At 60.0% G+C, this 16992-nt stretch carries 19 protein-coding genes and 1 pseudogene; 17 read left to right on the top strand and 3 right to left on the bottom strand.

What is annotated here, in order from left to right; translation table 11 throughout:
• Positions 1 to 64 precede the first annotated feature (64 nt).
• The 7 genes from hslV (at position 65) to JFT80_RS10390 (ending at position 7881) form a co-directional block, all read left to right on the top strand.
• Positions 65 to 595, top strand: coding sequence for an ATP-dependent protease subunit HslV (gene hslV, locus JFT80_RS10420; RefSeq protein ID WP_007948954.1), 531 nt, complete (start codon positions 65 to 67; stop codon positions 593 to 595).
• A gap of 55 nt (positions 596 to 650) precedes the next feature.
• Complete coding sequence (gene hslU / locus JFT80_RS10415; RefSeq protein WP_201147800.1) at positions 651 to 1988, top strand: ATP-dependent protease ATPase subunit HslU; 1338 nt, start codon at positions 651 to 653, stop codon at positions 1986 to 1988.
• A gap of 130 nt (positions 1989 to 2118) precedes the next feature.
• Positions 2119 to 2490, top strand: coding sequence for a gamma-butyrobetaine hydroxylase-like domain-containing protein (locus JFT80_RS10410; protein ID WP_077570405.1), 372 nt, complete (start codon positions 2119 to 2121; stop codon positions 2488 to 2490).
• A 258-nt stretch (positions 2491 to 2748) separates the two neighbouring features.
• A complete protein-coding gene (gene phaC, locus JFT80_RS10405) occupies positions 2749 to 4428 on the top strand; it encodes a class II poly(R)-hydroxyalkanoic acid synthase (RefSeq protein ID WP_201147799.1) in 1680 nt (559 codons plus the stop codon).
• A gap of 136 nt (positions 4429 to 4564) precedes the next feature.
• Positions 4565 to 5419, top strand: coding sequence for a poly(3-hydroxyalkanoate) depolymerase (phaZ, locus tag JFT80_RS10400; RefSeq protein ID WP_201147798.1), 855 nt, complete (start codon positions 4565 to 4567; stop codon positions 5417 to 5419).
• A 128-nt stretch (positions 5420 to 5547) separates the two neighbouring features.
• The gene (gene phaC, locus JFT80_RS10395) at positions 5548 to 7230 is read left to right on the top strand and encodes a class II poly(R)-hydroxyalkanoic acid synthase (RefSeq protein ID WP_201147797.1); all 1683 of its coding nucleotides are present in this window, start codon (positions 5548 to 5550) and stop codon (positions 7228 to 7230) included.
• Positions 7231 to 7260: 30 nt separating this feature from the next.
• Positions 7261 to 7881: a TetR/AcrR family transcriptional regulator gene (locus JFT80_RS10390; protein ID WP_201147796.1), complete on the top strand. Its 621-nt coding sequence runs from the start codon at positions 7261 to 7263 to the stop codon at positions 7879 to 7881.
• 167 nt (positions 7882 to 8048) lie between these two features.
• On the opposite strand, the gene JFT80_RS10385 is transcribed toward JFT80_RS10390, so the two are convergent.
• From JFT80_RS10385 to JFT80_RS10375, 3 genes and pseudogenes are all read right to left on the bottom strand, one after another.
• Positions 8049 to 8939 (bottom strand): phasin family protein, encoded by an 891-nt coding sequence (locus JFT80_RS10385; RefSeq protein WP_201147795.1) that lies wholly within the window; start codon positions 8937 to 8939, stop codon positions 8049 to 8051.
• Between the two features lie 10 nt (positions 8940 to 8949).
• A pseudogene (locus JFT80_RS10380) lies at positions 8950 to 9371 on the bottom strand (phasin family protein).
• Between the two features lie 203 nt (positions 9372 to 9574).
• Positions 9575 to 9850 (bottom strand): polyhydroxyalkanoic acid system family protein, encoded by a 276-nt coding sequence (locus tag JFT80_RS10375; RefSeq protein ID WP_201147793.1) that lies wholly within the window; start codon positions 9848 to 9850, stop codon positions 9575 to 9577.
• A gap of 154 nt (positions 9851 to 10004) precedes the next feature.
• Here JFT80_RS10375 and ubiE point away from each other — a divergent pair, with 154 nt between their 5' ends.
• The 10 genes from ubiE to JFT80_RS10325 all read left to right on the top strand — a co-directional run.
• Complete coding sequence (ubiE, locus tag JFT80_RS10370) at positions 10005 to 10775, top strand: bifunctional demethylmenaquinone methyltransferase/2-methoxy-6-polyprenyl-1,4-benzoquinol methylase UbiE (protein ID WP_008080626.1); 771 nt, start codon at positions 10005 to 10007, stop codon at positions 10773 to 10775.
• Entirely contained in the window at positions 10775 to 11398 is a 624-nt protein-coding gene (locus JFT80_RS10365) for an SCP2 domain-containing protein (protein ID WP_201147792.1), read from the top strand. Before ubiE ends, JFT80_RS10365 begins: the two co-directional genes overlap by 1 nt.
• On the top strand, positions 11395 to 12999 hold the full coding sequence (gene ubiB / locus JFT80_RS10360) for a ubiquinone biosynthesis regulatory protein kinase UbiB (RefSeq protein WP_201147791.1): 1605 nt from the start codon (positions 11395 to 11397) through the stop codon (positions 12997 to 12999). The genes JFT80_RS10365 and ubiB overlap by 4 nt, the downstream gene beginning before the upstream one ends.
• An 80-nt stretch (positions 13000 to 13079) precedes the next feature.
• Complete coding sequence (gene hisI, locus JFT80_RS10355; protein ID WP_201147790.1) at positions 13080 to 13481, top strand: phosphoribosyl-AMP cyclohydrolase; 402 nt, start codon at positions 13080 to 13082, stop codon at positions 13479 to 13481.
• Positions 13474 to 13806: a phosphoribosyl-ATP diphosphatase gene (locus tag JFT80_RS10350; RefSeq protein ID WP_003220849.1), complete on the top strand. Its 333-nt coding sequence runs from the start codon at positions 13474 to 13476 to the stop codon at positions 13804 to 13806. Before hisI ends, JFT80_RS10350 begins: the two co-directional genes overlap by 8 nt.
• Positions 13807 to 13831: 25 nt before the next feature.
• On the top strand, positions 13832 to 14113 hold the full coding sequence (locus tag JFT80_RS10345; protein ID WP_003220847.1) for a twin-arginine translocase TatA/TatE family subunit: 282 nt from the start codon (positions 13832 to 13834) through the stop codon (positions 14111 to 14113).
• A gap of 10 nt (positions 14114 to 14123) precedes the next feature.
• Positions 14124 to 14570 carry a Sec-independent protein translocase protein TatB gene (tatB, locus tag JFT80_RS10340; protein WP_201147789.1) on the top strand — a complete coding sequence of 149 codons (447 nt, stop codon included), beginning with the start codon at positions 14124 to 14126 and terminating at the stop codon, positions 14568 to 14570.
• Positions 14567 to 15361 (top strand): twin-arginine translocase subunit TatC, encoded by a 795-nt coding sequence (tatC, locus tag JFT80_RS10335; protein WP_207187760.1) that lies wholly within the window; start codon positions 14567 to 14569, stop codon positions 15359 to 15361. The genes tatB and tatC overlap by 4 nt, the downstream gene beginning before the upstream one ends.
• Positions 15358 to 16065, top strand: a complete 708-nt coding sequence (locus JFT80_RS10330) for a 16S rRNA (uracil(1498)-N(3))-methyltransferase (protein WP_045061964.1) — start codon at positions 15358 to 15360, stop codon at positions 16063 to 16065. Before tatC ends, JFT80_RS10330 begins: the two co-directional genes overlap by 4 nt.
• 161 nt (positions 16066 to 16226) lie before the next feature.
• Positions 16227 to 16992 (top strand): methyl-accepting chemotaxis protein (locus JFT80_RS10325; protein WP_201147788.1); only part of this gene is annotated, 766 nt, incomplete at its 3' end.

The following is a 16992-nucleotide window of genomic DNA, read 5'->3' as shown; positions in this document are numbered from 1 at the left end:
CCGTCACCACCCCCATATGAATGGGCATAAGGCACTTTCGCCCAGCTGTGTGGAGACTCTTCCCTTGACCACCATCGTTTCAGTCCGCCGCCACGGTAAAGTCGTCATGGGCGGCGACGGCCAGGTTTCTCTCGGCAACACCGTGATGAAAGGCAACGCGAAAAAAGTCCGACGCCTGTACCACGGCCAGGTTATCGCCGGTTTTGCCGGGGCCACGGCTGACGCCTTCACCCTTTTCGAGCGGTTTGAAGGTCAGCTTGAGAAACATCAGGGTCACCTGGTTCGCGCTGCTGTCGAACTCGCCAAAGAATGGCGTACCGACCGTACTCTGAGTCGTCTCGAAGCCATGTTGGCAGTGGCCAACAAGGATGCTTCGCTGATCATTACCGGCAACGGCGACGTGGTCGAGCCTGAAGAAGGCCTGATCGCCATGGGTTCCGGTGGCGGTTACGCCCAGGCCGCCGCAAGCGCGCTGCTGAAGAAGACCGACCTGTCCGCCCGGGAAATCGTCGAAACCGCACTCGGCATCGCTGGCGACATCTGCGTATTCACCAACCACACCCAGACCATTGAGGAGCAGGACTGCGCCGAATAAGCCTGTTTCGGCCTTTGTGCCACGGCTCATTCTTGCTTGAGGTCCGCCAATTATTATGTCCATGACTCCCCGTGAAATCGTCCACGAACTCAATCGCCATATCATCGGCCAGGACGATGCCAAACGCGCCGTCGCCATCGCCCTGCGTAATCGCTGGCGCCGGATGCAGCTGCCCGAAGAGCTGCGCGTTGAAGTAACCCCCAAGAACATTTTGATGATCGGCCCGACCGGTGTCGGTAAAACCGAGATCGCCCGTCGTCTGGCCAAACTGGCCAACGCACCGTTCATCAAAGTCGAAGCAACCAAGTTCACCGAAGTCGGCTACGTCGGCCGTGACGTCGAATCGATCATCCGTGATCTGGCTGATGCCGCGATCAAGATGCTCCGTGAACAGGAAATGACCAAGGTTCGCCACCGCGCCGAAGACGCCGCCGAGGATCGTATCCTCGACGCGCTGCTGCCGCCGGCACGCATGGGCTTCAGCAACGAAGAAGCGCCGAGCAGCGATTCCAATACCCGTCAGCTGTTCCGCAAGCGCCTGCGCGAAGGTCAGCTGGATGACAAGGAAATCGAGATCGAAGTCGCCGAAGTGACCGGCATCGAGATCGCCACGCCGCCAGGCATGGAAGAAATGACCAACCAGTTGCAGTCCCTGTTCGCCAACATGGGCAAGGGCAAGAAGAAGTCCCGCAAGCTCAAGGTCAAAGAAGCGCTGAAGCTGGTGCGCGACGAAGAAGCCGGGCGTCTGGTCAACGACGAAGAGCTCAAGGCCAAGGCCCTGGAAGCGGTTGAGCAGCACGGTATCGTGTTCATCGACGAAATCGACAAGGTCGCCAAGCGCGGCAACTCCGGCGGCGTCGATGTCTCTCGCGAAGGCGTGCAGCGCGACTTGCTGCCGCTGATCGAAGGCTGCACCGTCAATACCAAGCTGGGCATGGTCAAGACCGATCACATCCTGTTCATCGCCTCGGGTGCGTTCCACCTGAGCAAGCCGAGCGATCTGGTGCCGGAACTGCAGGGTCGCCTGCCGATCCGCGTTGAGCTCAAGGCACTGACGCCAGAAGACTTCGAGCGCATCCTCAGCGAGCCACATGCGTCCCTGACCGAGCAATATTGCGCATTGTTGAAAACCGAAGGCCTGGGCATCGAGTTCCAGCCGGACGGGATCAAGCGCATCGCCGAGATCGCCTGGCAGGTGAACGAAAAGACCGAGAACATCGGTGCCCGTCGCTTGCACACGCTGCTGGAGCGCTTGCTGGAAGAAGTGTCGTTCAGTGCCGGCGACCTCGCCAGCGCCCACGACGACAAGGTGATCATGATCAACGCCGAATACGTCAACAGCCACCTCGGCGAATTGGCGCAGAACGAAGACCTGTCCCGTTATATCCTGTAGGTCACCTGCGGCCCCGTAGGTGCTGCCAAAGGCTGCGATCTTTTGATCTTGATTTCCTCAGGGTCAAAAATAAAAAGATCGCAGCCTGCGGCAGCTCCTACAGGGTGCGTCACCACACGGACATCCGGCCATGATCCCCACCGACATCAAACTGCACAAAGCCTCGAAAACCCTGACGCTCACCTACGCGTCCGGCGAGGAGTACACCCTGCCCGCTGAATTCCTGCGCGTGCATTCTCCCTCCGCCGAGGTCCAGGGCCACGGCAAACCGATCCTGCAATTCGGCAAGCTCAACGTCGGTCTGAGCAAGCTGGAACCGGCCGGTCACTACGCACTGAAACTGACCTTCGACGACGGTCACGACAGCGGCCTGTTCACCTGGGACTATCTCTACGAGCTGGGGCGACGTTATGACGCACTCTGGGCCGATTATCTGGCCGAGCTCAAAGCCGCCGGAAAAACCCGCGATCCGAATGAGTCTGTCGTCAAGCTGATGCTCTAGCCCGAGCCTTGCGCTCATTAGAGGGCATTTTCTAAATTCATCTGTTTGAATGCTCCGCTGTATGGCCGAGGATCGGCCTGCTTGCGAAAAAAATTAAACTCGGGTAACCAATGGAGCTGGCAAGTTCCCTGCAGTGCTCTACGACTGTAAAGCAGCTATGCAGAATTAACGGTCACCCGAGCAGTAGTACCTGGCATTGGCTGTGGAACTGCACAGCAGAAAACCGGGTACTCGTCTCAGGACAATGGAGCGTCGTAGATGAGTAACAAGAATAACGATGACCTGAAGTATCAAGCCTCGGAAAACACCCTGGGGCTTAATCCCGTCGTTGGGCTACGCGGAAAGGATCTGCTGGCCTCTGCTCGTATGGTGCTGAAACAGGCCATCAAACAACCGATCCATAGTGTCAAACACGTCACCCATTTCGGCCTCGAACTCAAGAATGTCCTGTTCGGTAAATCCGAACTGCAACCGGCCGGCGATGACCGTCGCTTCGCCGACCCTGCGTGGAGCCAGAACCCGCTCTACAAACGTTATCTGCAAACTTATCTGGCGTGGCGCAAGGAACTCCACTCCTGGATCGACGACAGCAGTCTTTCGCCCAAAGATGTCGCCCGCGGGCACTTCGTCATCAACCTCATGACCGAGGCAATGGCCCCGACCAACAGTGCAGCCAACCCGGCGGCGGTCAAACGCTTTTTCGAAACCGGGGGCAAGAGCCTGCTCGACGGCCTCTCGCATCTGGCCAAGGACCTGGTACACAACGGCGGCATGCCCAGCCAGGTCAACATGGGTGCGTTCGAAGTGGGCAAGAGCCTGGGTGTGACCGAAGGCGCGGTAGTGTTTCGCAACGACGTACTGGAGCTGATCCAGTACCGGCCGATCACCGAGCAGGTGCACGAGCGCCCGCTGCTGGTAGTGCCACCGCAAATCAACAAGTTCTATGTATTCGACTTAAGCCCGGACAAGAGCCTGGCGCGCTTCTGCCTGCGCAATAACGTGCAGACGTTCATCGTCAGTTGGCGCAACCCGACCAAGGCACAGCGCGAATGGGGCCTGTCGACGTATATCGATGCGCTGAAAGAGGCGGTCGATGTGGTCACCGCGATCACCGGCAGCAAAGACATCAACATGCTCGGTGCCTGCTCCGGCGGCATCACCTGCACCGCCCTGCTCGGCCACTACGCGGCGCTTGGCCAGAAGAAGGTCAATGCCCTGACCCTGCTGGTCAGCGTGCTCGACACGACGCTGGACAGCGACGTCGCGCTGTTTGTCGATGAACAGACCCTTGAGACCGCCAAGCGCCACTCGTATCAGGCCGGCGTGCTGGAAGGCAAAGACATGGCCAAGGTCTTCGCGTGGATGCGCCCCAATGACCTGATCTGGAACTACTGGGTCAACAACTACCTGCTCGGCAACGAGCCGCCGGTGTTCGACATCCTGTTCTGGAACAACGACACCACACGGTTGCCGGCCGCGTTCCACGGCGATCTGATCGAGATGTTCAAAAACAACCCACTGATCCGCCCGAATGCACTGGAAGTGTGCGGCACCGCCATCGATCTGAAGCAGGTCACGGCCGACATTTTTTCCCTCGCCGGCACCAACGACCACATCACGCCGTGGAAATCCTGCTACAAGTCGGCGCAACTGTTTGGCGGTAACGTCGAGTTCGTGCTGTCGAGCAGCGGCCACATCCAAAGCATCCTGAACCCGCCTGGCAATCCAAAGTCACGTTACATGACCGGCAGCGAAATGGCGGTGAACGCCGAGCAGTGGCAGGAGAATTCCACCAAGCACACGGACTCCTGGTGGCTGCACTGGCAGGCCTGGCAGGCGGAGCGTTCAGGCAAGCTGAAGAAATCGCCGACCAGCCTGGGCAACAAGACCTTCGCCGCCGGCGAAGCTGCACCGGGCACATACGTACACGAGCGGTAACCGATACACCCCGGTCTGCAGGAGCTGCCGCAGGCTGCGATCTTTGATTCTGGTTTTTCAAAATCAAGATCAAAGATCGCAATCCTGGGCAACTCCTACGGCGTTCGGGGATGAATTCACCCACAGGGCCTGAAGCATGCCGCAACCGTTCATTTTTCGTACCGTCGACCTGGATGGCCAGACCCTCCGCACCGCGGTACGCCCCGGCAAGCCTCACTTGACGCCCTTGCTGATTTTCAACGGCATCGGCGCCAACCTGGAGCTGGTGTTTCCGTTCGTCGCGGCACTGGACCCGGATCTGGAAGTGATCGCCTTCGACGTCCCCGGTGTCGGCGGCTCCTCGACGCCGAACCGGCCGTATCGCTTTCCCGGCCTGGCCAAGCTGACCTCGCGGATGCTCGATTACCTCGACTACGGCCAGGTCAACGTCATCGGCGTGTCCTGGGGCGGTGCGCTGGCGCAACAGTTCGCTTACGACTACCCCGAGCGCTGCAAGAAACTGGTGCTGGCGGCGACCGCTGCCGGTGCAGTGATGGTGCCGGGCAAACCGAAAGTGCTGTGGATGATGGCCAGTCCACGGCGCTACATCCAGCCGTCCCATGTGATCCGTATCGCACCGATGATTTACGGCGGCTCGTTCCGCCGCGACTCGACCCTGGCGGCCAGCCATGCGGCGAAAGTCCGTTCAGCGGGCAAGCTCGGTTACTACTGGCAGCTGTTCGCCGGCCTTGGCTGGACCAGCATTCACTGGCTGCACAAAATTCACCAGCCGACCCTGGTTCTGGCCGGTGATGACGACCCATTGATCCCCCTGGTCAACATGCGCCTGCTGGCCTGGCGGATTCCCAACGCTCAGTTGCACATCATCGATGACGGTCATTTGTTCCTGATCACCAGGGCCGAAGCGGTGGCGCCGATCATCATGAAATTCCTCGAAGAGGAACGCCAGCGCGCAGTGATGCACCCGCATCCGGCGCCATTGGGCGGTTAACCGGCAGCGGCGTTTGGTCACAAAAGGAATCGGCAGGACGCCGTACCGCGCAACAACCCGTTAGTGCGTCTATGGTGTTCTGGTTCGGTGAGTTTGTTTTTGGCCTGAAGACGAAGGAGTGTTGAGTCATGCGCGACAAACCAGCGACGGGCGTAGTGCCCAGCCCCGCCGTGTTCATCAACGCACAAAGTGCGATTACTGGCCTGCGTGGCCGGGATCTGCTCTCGACCCTGCGCAGCGTCGCCGCTCACGGCCTGCGTAACCCGATTCACAGTGCCAAGCACGCGTTGAAACTCGGCAGCCAGTTGGGTCGTGTATTGCTCGGTGAAACCCTGCACCCGACCAATCCGAACGACAGCCGTTTCGCTGATCCGGCATGGAGCCTCAACCCGTTTTACCGGCGCAGCCTGCAGGCTTATCTGGCCTGGCAGAAACAGGTCAAAAGCTGGATCGACGACAGCGACATGAACCCGGACGACCGTGCCCGCGCGCACTTCGCCTTTACCCTGCTCAACGATGCCGTGGCGCCGTCCAACACCCTGCTCAATCCGTTGGCGGTCAAGGAACTGTTCAACTCCGGCGGCCACAGCCTGGTGCGCGGCCTCAGTCATCTGTTCGACGACCTGCTGCACAACGACGGCCTGCCCCGCCAGGTCACCAAGCAGGCTTTCGAGGTCGGCAAAACCGTCGCCACCACCACCGGCTCAGTGGTGTTTCGCAACGAGTTGCTGGAGCTGATCCAGTACAAGCCCATGAGCGAAAAGCAGTACGCCAAGCCGCTGCTGGTGGTGCCACCGCAAATCAACAAGTACTACATTTTCGATCTCAGCCCGCAGAACAGCTTCGTTCAATACGCCCTGAAAAACGGCCTGCAGACCTTCATGATCAGCTGGCGCAACCCCGATGTACGTCACCGTGAATGGGGTCTTTCGACCTACGTTGAAGCTGTCGAGGAAGCGATGAACGTTTGCCGGGCGATCACCGGCGCGCGGGAGGTCAACCTCATGGGCGCCTGCGCCGGGGGCCTGACCATTGCCGCGCTGCAAGGTCACCTGCAGGCCAAGCGCCAGTTGCGCCGGGTCTCCAGCGCTACCTACCTGGTCAGCCTGCTGGACAGTCGAGATGGACTCCCCGCCACCCTGTTCGCCGATGAGCAGACACTGGAAGCGGCCAAGCGTCGCTCTTACCAGAAAGGTGTGCTGGACGGCCGCGACATGGCCAAGGTGTTCGCCTGGATGCGTCCCAACGACCTGATCTGGAGTTACTTCGTCAACAATTACCTGCTGGGCAAAGAACCGCCGGCCTTCGACATTCTCTATTGGAACAACGACAACACCCGTCTGCCAGCGGCGCTGCATGGCGATCTGCTGGACTTCTTCAAACACAATCCGCTGAGTCACCCCGGCGGGCTGGAGGTGTGCGGCACGCCAATCGACCTGCAGAAGGTCACGGTCGACAGCTTCAGCGTGGCCGGCATCAACGATCACATCACGCCGTGGGATGCGGTGTACCGCTCCACCTTGCTGCTTGGCGGCGACAGGCGTTTCGTGCTGTCCAACAGCGGCCACGTGCAGAGCATCCTCAACCCGCCGAGCAACCCGAAAGCCAATTTCGTCGAAGGCGCCAAACTGAGCCTCGACCCACGGGCCTGGTTTTATGACGCCAAGCAGGTCGACGGCAGCTGGTGGACCCAATGGCTGAGTTGGGTCCAGGCACGCTCAGGGGCGCAGAAAGAAACGCACATGGCCCTCGGCAACCCGAACTATCCACCGATGGAGGCAGCACCCGGCACTTACGTGCATGTGCGCTGACGCTTAACCGAACTTTTCTAAGAAGACTGGATGAAAACCCGCGACCGGATTCTCGAATGTGCTTTGCAACTGTTCAACGAAAAGGGCGAGCCGAACGTTTCGACCATGGAAGTGGCCAACGAAATGGGGATCAGCCCCGGCAACCTTTACTACCACTTCCACGGCAAGGAACCGCTGATTCTCGGGTTGTTCGATCGTTTCCAGAATGAACTGGCGCCGCTGCTTGATCCACCGTCGGATGCCGAGCTGGCCCCGGAGGATTACTGGCTATTCCTGCACCTGATCGTCGAGCGGCTGGCACAGTACCGGTTTCTGTTCCAGGACCTGTCGAACCTGGCCGGACGGCTGCCGAAACTGGCCAAGGGCATTCGCAATCTGCTCAACGCGTTGAAGCGCACGCTGGCCTCGCTGTTGGCGCGCTTGAAGGCGTCGGGGCAGTTGGTCAGCGATACCCAGGCACTTGGGCAATTGGTAGAGCAGATCACCATGACCTTGCTGTTTTCACTGGACTATCAGCGGATTCTTGATCGCGAGGGTGAGGTGAGATTGGTCGTTTACCAGATCATGATGCTGGTGGCGCCGCACCTGCTACCGCCGGTGAAAGTCGCCACCGAGCGGATGGCCCTGCAGTACCTCGAAGAACACGGGTAAAAGATCACCGTCCACCACCGTAGGATCAGCCGAGTGAAACGAGGCTGCGATCTTTTGATTTTTAAAGATCAAAAGATCGCAGCCTTCGGCAGCTCCTACAGGGATGATGCTGTGCATAAAAAAACGCCCGACCTTTGCAGGCCGGGCGTTTTTATTGAGTCCTGGAATCAGGACTGACTGGTTGGCGTCGATGGTGCTGGCGCGGCAGTCGGGGTTGCAGCCGGGGTCGGCGCGGCAGCCGAGTTCGACGTGCTGGCCGGGGCCGGGGTCGGCTTGGCGGCAGCCGTTGCGGCTGGTTTTGCTGCAGCGGCTTTCGGCGCCGCCGGCTTCTTCACTGCAGGCTTCTTCGCTGCGGCAGGTTTTGCCGCTGGCTTGGCAGCGGGTTTGGCCGCTGTGCTTTTTGCAGCAGGTTTGGCTGCAGCCGTCTTGGCCGCAGGTTTGGCTGCCGGCTTGGCGGTGGCTTTTGCAGCAGCAGATTTGACGGCTGACTTCGCTGCAGCGGGTTTCGCTGCGGCAGTCTTGGCCACCGACTTGGCGGCAGACGCGGCTTTCGCTGCAGTCTTGGCTACCGGCTTGGCGACAGCTTTGGCCAGTGGCTTGGCAGCCGGTTTGGCCGCTGCGGTTTTAGTCGCCACTGGCGCGACCTTGGCGCCGGTGAGTTTTTCGATCTGCTTGGTCAGGGTATCGACCTTGCTATGCAGTGCCTTGACTTCATTACGGCTCGGCACGCCCAGACGCGAAATGGCGCTGTTCAGGCGCTTGTCGAAAGCCCCTTCCAGCTCGTCCCACTTGCCCAGTGCGCGATCTTTCACGCCGCTGATGCGCGACTTGGCCGAAGAAGCGGAGTCCTTGGCGGCATCGACTTTTTTGCCGACTGCAGACTTGGTGAGCTTCTCGGCTTTCTCGCCGTCTTTGACCAATGTATCGAAGAGCTTGCTGCCGTCAGTGTCGATCTTCGAGTACACGCCTAAACCAGCCAGCCAGATTTTGCGGGAGTAGGATTCGACCTTCCCGACCCACGAGCTGCTTTCTTTATCGGTGTTCTTTTTGCCAGCCATCCCGTTCTCCTTAAGATTTACGCGCGACGCGTTCGAGCAATGCCGTCAGCTCATCGAGCTTAGCAGAGAGTGTCTCAACGTCATGTTTAGACGGAATGCCGATACGATTCAAGGCGCTTGCTACACGGGAGTCGAACGCCTTCTCGACCTTGTCGAGCTGAACTTCGACACGACCTTTGAACGAGCTGACTTCACTCTTGGCATCATCGATCTCGGCGTTGGCCGCTTCGAGTTTTTCGGTGACGACTTTTTTGCCTTTCTTTTCAACAGTTTGACCAGCCTGGATCAACTCTTGAAAGTACTCGCTGCCCTCTTGGCCGACCTTGGCGTAGGCACCCAGACCTGCCAGCCAGATCTTGCGGGCATAGGATTTGACGTCGCTCAGAGCAGATGTCGAAGCGTCGATTTTTTCTTCAAAATAACTTTGGCCATGGTGCACCTCACGCGCAGAAGGTTTGAGGAACTGCCCGCGAAAGAGTCGGGCTCAGGCACAAAGTAGTGAGAATAATTAGAAACGGCACCCTAACAACTGACATGAAACGGTGGTGCCTGAATGAAAAGATCGCAGCCTTCGGCAGCGCCTACAGGAGAATGTGGACTCTGTAGGCGCTGCCGAAGGCTGCGATCTTTGAGCTTCAGGCCAGGGCCTTGTCCAGCGCCTTTTCAATCTCGGCTTTGATCATACCGCTCATGGCCGACATCATCAGGCCCAACTCCACGTCGACCTTGATCGAATCCTCGGCCACATGCACCGCGCCCTTCACCCCCGACCGCTTGAGGTTGAGGGTGTCGCCCGACCACTGCGGCTCCAGACCATATTGCTCGGAGAGTTTCTGCGCCAGCTTGTCAGCCTTCTCGCGGGCAGCTTCCTTGCCCAGGGTGTGGGCGCGCTCAACAGTGATTTTGGCCATTGAATAACTCCTGATGGATGAATAGGTGTCGGTAAATCTTGACCGCCGCTGCGGCAAATCGTCCCGAAGGTTGCCCATCTTACCTTTAGCCATTCCAAGACAAAGCATGGCTTGGGGATTAGAATGTCGCGCATTCTCTTTTGGTGACAGCGATATGACTGATCAGCGCAAAGGCAGCGATGCCGAACCCACCACTCACTTCGGCTTCAAAAACGTTCCGGAAAGCCAGAAAGCGGAAAAAGTCGCTGAGGTTTTCCACTCGGTAGCCGCCAAATACGACCTGATGAACGACCTTCTGTCGGGCGGCATGCACCGTCTGTGGAAGCGTTTCGCGATCGAACTGTCCGGCGTGCGCAGCGGTAACCGCGTGCTCGACATCGCCGGCGGCACCGGTGACCTGACCAAAAAATTCTCGCACCTGGTTGGCCCGACCGGCCAGGTCGTTCTGGCCGACATCAACGAATCGATGCTCAAGGTCGGTCGCGACCGTCTGCTCGATCTGGGTGTCGCCGGCAACGTTGAATTCGTTCAGGCGGACGCCGAAAAACTGCCGTTCCCGGACAACCATTTCGACTGCGTGACCATCGCCTTCGGCCTGCGCAACGTGACGCACAAGGAAGACGCCCTGCGCTCGATGCTGCGCGTACTCAAGCCTGGTGGTCGTCTGTTGGTGCTGGAGTTCTCCAAGCCGACCAATGCGCTGATGTCGAAAGCCTATGACGCCTATTCGTTCGCCTTCATGCCGTTGATGGGCAAGCTGATCACCAATGACTCGGAAAGCTATCGCTACCTGGCCGAATCGATCCGCATGCACCCGAATCAGGAAACCCTGAAGTCGATGATGGTCGACGCCGGTTTCGACCGCGTGACCTATCACAACATGACCGCAGGCATCGTTGCCCTGCACCGCGGCATCAAGCCCTGATGCTGCTCACCGGGCTGCTCGCCAGCGTCGAACTCGGCCTCAACCGGGTGCTGCGTCTCGACAGCACGGCGCTGCCGCGGCTCGCGCATTTGACCGGCAAAGTGATTGCCGTCGACTGCCGCAGCCCGGCGCTGCAACTGTTCATCTTGCCGAGCGACGAAGGCTTGATGCTGGCGTCCCACTGGGAAACCGGTGTCGACTGCACCTTGCGCGCCACGGCTTCGAGCCTGATCAAACTGGCCATGAGCAAAGACAAGACCGCGGTGTTGCACGCCCCGGAAGTCGAGCTCGATGGCGACAGCGGCGTGCTGCTGGATCTGGCCGGCGTGCTGCAGGATCTTGAGCTGGACTGGGAGTACGAACTCTCGCGCTGGCTCGGCCCGGTCGCCACGCAACTGGTCGGCGGTCATTTGCGCAGTCGCGCGCGCTGGTACCAGCAAGGATTTGTCAGCCTCAACCAGAACCTCGCCGAATACCTCGCCGAAGAATCGCGCACCCTCGTCGGGCAGCGCGAAGCCGAAGCGCGATTCAGTGAACTGGACCGGATCAAACTTGATCTGGAACGTCTCGAGGCGCGTTTCGAGCGCCTTTCCCGATCCCTCGACCCAAGCGATAACGCATGAAGCTGCTTGCCGTCCGCCGTTTGTTGCGCATCCAGCGCGTTGTGATTCGCTACCGTCTCGATGACCTGCTGTTCGCCCTGCCGCTGCCCTGGTTCCTGCTGGCCCTGCGGTATGCATTGCCGTGGCGCTGGTTCCCGCGCAAAACGCTTGAGCTGAGCCGCGGCGCCCGACTGCGCCTGGCCCTGCAGGACCTGGGACCAATCTTCATCAAGTTCGGGCAGATCCTGTCCACCCGCCGCGACCTGCTGCCGGAAGACATCGCCGATGAATTGATGCTGCTGCAGGACCGTGTCCCGCCGTTCGATTCACAGGTGTCGATCAAGCTCATCGAAGAGCAGCTGGGCAAGAAGATCAGCGAAGTGTTCAGCCGATTCGACGTCGAACCGCTCGCTTCGGCTTCGGTGGCGCAGGTGCATGCCGCGCAGCTGAAAACCGGTGAAGAGGTGGTGGTCAAGGTCATCCGCCCGGGCCTGAAACCGATCATCGCGCAGGATCTGGCGTGGCTGTTCATCCTTGCCCGCGCCGCAGAAAAGCTCTCGGCCGATGCGCGTCTGCTGCACCCGGTGGACGTAGTCCTGGACTACGAGAAAACCATCTACGACGAACTCGACCTGCTGCGCGAAGCCGCCAACGCCAGCCAGCTCAAGCGCAACTTCGAAGGCTCGCCACTGCTCTACGTGCCGCAGGTCTATTGGGACTGGTGCCGGCCGAAAGTGCTGGTGATGGAGCGCATCTACGGCATTCAGGTGACGGATCTGGCGACCCTCGCCGACCAGCGCACCGACATGAAAATGCTCGCCGAGCGCGGCGTGGAGATCTTCTTCACCCAGGTGTTCCGCGACAGCTTCTTCCACGCCGACATGCACCCGGGCAACATCTTCGTCAGCACCGTCAACCCGTGGAGCCCGCAGTACATTGCGATCGACTGCGGCATCGTTGGCAGCCTGACCCCGGAAGACCAGGACTATCTGGCCCGCAACCTGTTCGCTTTCTTCAAACGCGACTATCGGCGAGTGGCCCAGCTGCACATCGATTCGGGCTGGGTGCCGGCAGAAACCAAGCTCAACGAGTTCGAAGCGGCGATCCGCACAGTATGCGAACCGATCTTCGAAAAACCGTTAAAAGATATTTCATTTGGCCAGGTACTGATGCGCCTGTTCCAGACCGCACGACGTTTCAACATGGAAGTGCAGCCGCAGCTGGTGCTGCTGCAAAAAACCCTGCTGAACATCGAAGGCCTCGGCCGCCAGTTGTACCCGGATCTGGATCTGTGGAACACCGCGCAGCCGTTCCTCGAACGCTGGATGCGCGAACGCGTCAGCCCGAAAGCCTTGCTCGGCAACGTGCAGAGCCAGTTCGAACAGCTGCCGCATCTGGCCAACATGGCGCGTGACCTGCTCGAACGCATGTCGCAGCCGCATGCATACGATCCGCCGCCACCGTGGCACAAACGCAAGGACGACTGGTTCCTGCGCCTGCTCGGTTGCGCGCATCTGGCCGGCGGGGTGATCCTCGCCATCGGCGGCCCGCTGAACGACCTGGCCTATTGGCCAGCCGGAATCATGATGGCGGTCGGTTTGTATCTGGTCGTTCGCCGATAGCCAGTTGTGTGATCCGCTGGCACACTGTTTCAACGTTGGACTCCGCTAATGAAGTGCGGAGCCCGCTGTCGGAGTCGAAGATGAAAAACTGGCTGGACGAAATCAAGTGGGACGCCGACGGCCTGGTGCCCGCGATTGCCCAGGATCACAAGACCGGGCGCGTCCTGATGATGGCCTGGATGAACCGTGAAGCGCTGCAACTGACCGCCGCGGAAAACCGTGCAATCTACTGGTCACGTTCCCGAGGCAAGCTGTGGCGCAAGGGTGAGGAGTCCGGGCATGTGCAGAACCTGCATGAGATGCGCCTGGACTGTGACGCCGACGTGATCATTCTGATGGTCGAGCAGATCGGCGACATCGCCTGCCATACCGGCCGTCAAAGCTGCTTTTACCGTGTCTTCGAAAACGGCGACTGGAAAACCGTCGATCCGGTTCTGAAAGACCCGCACGCTATCTATTCCGCAGGACACAAACATGAGTGACACCCTGACCCGCCTCGCTCAGGTGCTTGAAGAGCGCAAGGGCGCTGCTGCCGACAGCTCATATGTAGCTAGTCTGTATCACAAGGGCTTGAACAAGATTCTGGAGAAAGTCGGCGAAGAGTCGGTCGAAACCATTATTGCCGCCAAGGACGCCGCCATCAGCGGTGACTGCAGCGACGTGATCTACGAGACCGCCGACCTGTGGTTCCACAGCATGGTCATGCTCGCCCAACTGGGGCAGCATCCGCAGGCTGTGCTCGATGAACTGGATCGTCGCTTCGGTCTGTCCGGACACGTCGAGAAAGCCTCGCGTCCGTCCGCCTGAACAACTTTTAGAGAGGAACAGCAACATGGGCATTTTTGACTGGAAACACTGGATCGTCATTCTGGTAGTCGTGGTGCTGGTGTTCGGCACCAAGAAACTGAAAAACCTCGGCACCGACGTTGGCGAGTCGATCAAGGGCTTCCGCAAGGCCATGAACGACGACGAGAAACCTGCCGCCGATCCAACCGTCACGCCTGCGCAACCGGTGCCACCGGTTCAGCCGCAAGCCACCGCTCAGGCCAATCCGCCGCACACCATTGACGTGCAGGCGCAGAAAGTCGAAGAGCCGATCCGCAAAGACGTGTGAGCACTGACTAATGTTTGGTATCAGCTTCTCTGAACTGCTGCTCGTCGGCCTCGTTGCCCTGCTGGTGCTGGGCCCCGAGCGTCTGCCGGGCGCTGCACGCACCGCTGGCCTGTGGGTCGGCCGGCTGAAGCGCAGCTTCAACGCGATCAAACAGGAAGTTGAACGTGAAATCGGTGCCGACGAGATTCGTCGGCAACTGCACAACGAGCACATTCTGTCGCTGGAGCAAGAGGCGCGGAAGATCTTCCAGCCGGTTCAGCAAGAGCCGACGCCGGTGCAGCCTGTCGCGGAGCCGACCCTTCATGCCCCGGCGCCTAACGTCGAGCCGACTGCCGGTCCTGAACCTGAGCCAGTCGCTGCTCCTGCAGCGCAGCCTCTGGCCGAATCTGCAACACCTGCGGCTGCGCCGCTTGCGCCTGCCCCTCACGACACCACATTGCCGCCGCGAGCCCCATGAGCGATCTCCCCGAAAACGACCAGCACATGCCGCTGGTTTCGCACCTCACCGAGTTGCGCACCCGCCTGCTGCGTTGTGTGGCGGCGATCTTCATCGTCTTCGCCGGGTTGTTCGCCTTCACCCAGCAAATCTATACCTTCGTCTCCACGCCGCTGCGCCAGTATTTGCCGGAAGGCGCGACAATGATCGCCACCGATGTGTCGTCGCCCTTCCTGACGCCACTGAAGCTGACGATGATGGTTTCGCTGTTCCTGGCGATTCCGGTGATCCTGCATCAGATCTGGGGCTTTATCGCGCCGGGCCTGTACAAGCACGAGAAGCGCATCGCTGTGCCGCTGCTGGTCTCCAGCATCCTGCTGTTCTACACCGGCATGGCGTTCGCCTATTACTTCGTGTTCCCGCTGATCTTCAAATTCTTCGCCGCCGCCACCCCGGCCGGCGTGGAAATGATGACCGACATCGCCAGCTACCTCGATTTCGTCATGACGCTGTTCTTCGCTTTCGGCGTGGCGTTTGAAATCCCGGTGGCCGTGGTCCTGCTGGTGTGGATCGGCGTAGTCGACGTCAAATACCTGAAGAAAATCCGTCCGTACGTGATCATCGGCTGCTTCGTGGTCGGCATGATCCTGACGCCGCCGGACATTTTCTCGCAGACCCTGCTGGCCGTACCGATGTGGCTGCTGTTTGAAATCGGCATCCTGTTCGGCAGCCTGATCAGCAAGCGTGGCGAGCACCCGGACGACCAGCCGGCTGACGACTCCAACGACCAGCCGCCAGCGACCCAGCCGTGAACCTGCTGCTTCTCGAAGAGGCCGATTTCATTGCGGCCGATCGGGTGATCCTGCGTGATCGCCGCCTGACCCACATGCAGGAAGTCCACCGTTCGCAAGTCGGTGACAGCCTGCGGGTCGGCAGGATTGGCGGTCTGATGGGGTCTGCCGAGCTGCTGCGCCTGGACACCACAGAAGCCGAATTGCGCGTCACCCTTGATCAGCCCCCTCCGAGCAAGCTGCCGCTGACCATGGTATTGGCCCTGCCACGCCCGAAAATGCTGCGCCGGGTGTTTCAGACCGTTGCGGCCATGGGCGTGCCGCGAATCATCCTGGTGAACAGCTATCGCGTCGAGAAGAGCTTCTGGCAAACGCCGTTCCTGGAACCAGACGCCATTCGCGAACAATTGATCCTCGGCCTTGAACAGGCCAGGGACAGCGTGTTGCCGGAAATTATTATCGAGAAGCGCTTCAAGCCGTTCGTCGAAGACCGGCTTCCCGCGATCACCGAAGGGACTCTGGGCCTGGTCGGCCATCCGGGCAACTACCCACCCTGCCCTCGCGGCCTGAACGAGCCGGTGACCCTGGCCATCGGTCCGGAAGGCGGCTGGATCCCCTACGAGATCGACCTGCTGGCCAAAGCCGGGCTGCAACCGGTACAACTGGGCGAGCGCATCCTGCGGGTCGAAACCGCCGTCACCGCCCTGCTGGCCCGACTCTTCTAGACACCGATCCCCTGTAGGAGCTGCCGCAGGCTGCGATCTTTTGATGTTGTCTTGTTAAAGCAAGATCAAAAGATCGCAGCCTGCGGCAGCTCCTACAGGTTCCGCAGAAGCTGCCGATACAACTCTCATAAAACCTACGTGTGGTTCGAGGGAGTTGCAGCATGTACCAATCGCTAGCCGATAAACTGGGGAACGTCAGCGTCAATCGCAAACTGGGAGTCGGTTTCGGATTGGTGTTGCTGCTGACCTGCCTGATCACCTTCACTGGCTGGACGGGCCTCAGCGGCGTCATGAGCCGGGGCGACAAGCTCGGTTTCATCTCCGGCCTGATCGAGCTGAGCAAAGACCTGCGCATCGCCCGCCAAGACTACGACATGCATCGCGGCGAACAGGGTCCCGGGACAGTCAACGATTTGCTCGGGCAACTGGAAACCGGCCTGAAAACCGCCCGCTCCCTGATCGAACAGCCTGCCGATGCAGCCATGGTCGACCAGCAACTGGTCGCCGTCGCTGAGTACAAGCGCGCCTTTGCCGACATGACCCAGGCAACCGCTGCTCGTGAAGACGCCCGGAGCAAACTGGGGGTAAACGCTGACAACGCCGTGGCGCAAGTCAGCACGGTCGAAAAATCCATGCTGCAGGGCGAAAGCGTTGCCGACTACAGCCAGGTGGTCGAACTGAGCAAGCTGCTCCAGCAAGCGCGCTACCAGGTTCGCGGCTACACCTACAGCGGCAAGGCCGAAGCCCAGCAACCGGCGCTGGACGCCATCGACACCGCCCTGAAAAGCCTCGGCAGCCTCGCGGCGAAACTGCCTGAGCAGCACCTCGCCAACCTGCAACAGGCTACCGAATCGCTGAAGGCCTACCGCGCCGCAGTCAGCCAGTTCCGCGACTCCCAGGTGGCAAACGCTACGGCGCTCACGCGCA

It is taken from the genome of Pseudomonas sp. TH10 (assembly GCF_016651255.1).
GTDB lineage: Bacteria > Pseudomonadota > Gammaproteobacteria > Pseudomonadales > Pseudomonadaceae > Aquipseudomonas.
The sequence above is the reverse complement of the archived record's forward strand: the minus strand, read 5'-3'. Positions and strand labels throughout refer to the sequence as shown.

What these genes read in the sequence shown, in the direction of transcription:
- hslU (WP_201147800.1), top strand. Translation starts at nt 651, where the DNA reads ATGTCCATGACTCCCCGTGAAATCGTCCACGAACTCAATCGCCATATC.
- JFT80_RS10410 (WP_077570405.1), top strand. Translation starts at nt 2,119, where the DNA reads ATGATCCCCACCGACATCAAACTGCACAAAGCCTCGAAAACCCTGACG.
- phaC (WP_201147799.1), top strand. Translation starts at nt 2,749, where the DNA reads ATGAGTAACAAGAATAACGATGACCTGAAGTATCAAGCCTCGGAAAAC.
- phaZ (WP_201147798.1), top strand. Translation starts at nt 4,565, where the DNA reads ATGCCGCAACCGTTCATTTTTCGTACCGTCGACCTGGATGGCCAGACC.
- phaC (WP_201147797.1), top strand. Translation starts at nt 5,548, where the DNA reads ATGCGCGACAAACCAGCGACGGGCGTAGTGCCCAGCCCCGCCGTGTTC.
- JFT80_RS10390 (WP_201147796.1), top strand. Translation starts at nt 7,261, where the DNA reads ATGAAAACCCGCGACCGGATTCTCGAATGTGCTTTGCAACTGTTCAAC.
- JFT80_RS10385 (WP_201147795.1), bottom strand. Translation starts at nt 8,939, where the DNA reads ATGGCTGGCAAAAAGAACACCGATAAAGAAAGCAGCTCGTGGGTCGGG.
- JFT80_RS10375 (WP_201147793.1), bottom strand. Translation starts at nt 9,850, where the DNA reads ATGGCCAAAATCACTGTTGAGCGCGCCCACACCCTGGGCAAGGAAGCT.
- ubiE (WP_008080626.1), top strand. Translation starts at nt 10,005, where the DNA reads ATGACTGATCAGCGCAAAGGCAGCGATGCCGAACCCACCACTCACTTC.
- JFT80_RS10365 (WP_201147792.1), top strand. Translation starts at nt 10,775, where the DNA reads ATGCTGCTCACCGGGCTGCTCGCCAGCGTCGAACTCGGCCTCAACCGG.
- ubiB (WP_201147791.1), top strand. Translation starts at nt 11,395, where the DNA reads ATGAAGCTGCTTGCCGTCCGCCGTTTGTTGCGCATCCAGCGCGTTGTG.
- hisI (WP_201147790.1), top strand. Translation starts at nt 13,080, where the DNA reads ATGAAAAACTGGCTGGACGAAATCAAGTGGGACGCCGACGGCCTGGTG.
- JFT80_RS10350 (WP_003220849.1), top strand. Translation starts at nt 13,474, where the DNA reads ATGAGTGACACCCTGACCCGCCTCGCTCAGGTGCTTGAAGAGCGCAAG.
- JFT80_RS10345 (WP_003220847.1), top strand. Translation starts at nt 13,832, where the DNA reads ATGGGCATTTTTGACTGGAAACACTGGATCGTCATTCTGGTAGTCGTG.
- tatB (WP_201147789.1), top strand. Translation starts at nt 14,124, where the DNA reads ATGTTTGGTATCAGCTTCTCTGAACTGCTGCTCGTCGGCCTCGTTGCC.
- tatC (WP_207187760.1), top strand. Translation starts at nt 14,567, where the DNA reads ATGAGCGATCTCCCCGAAAACGACCAGCACATGCCGCTGGTTTCGCAC.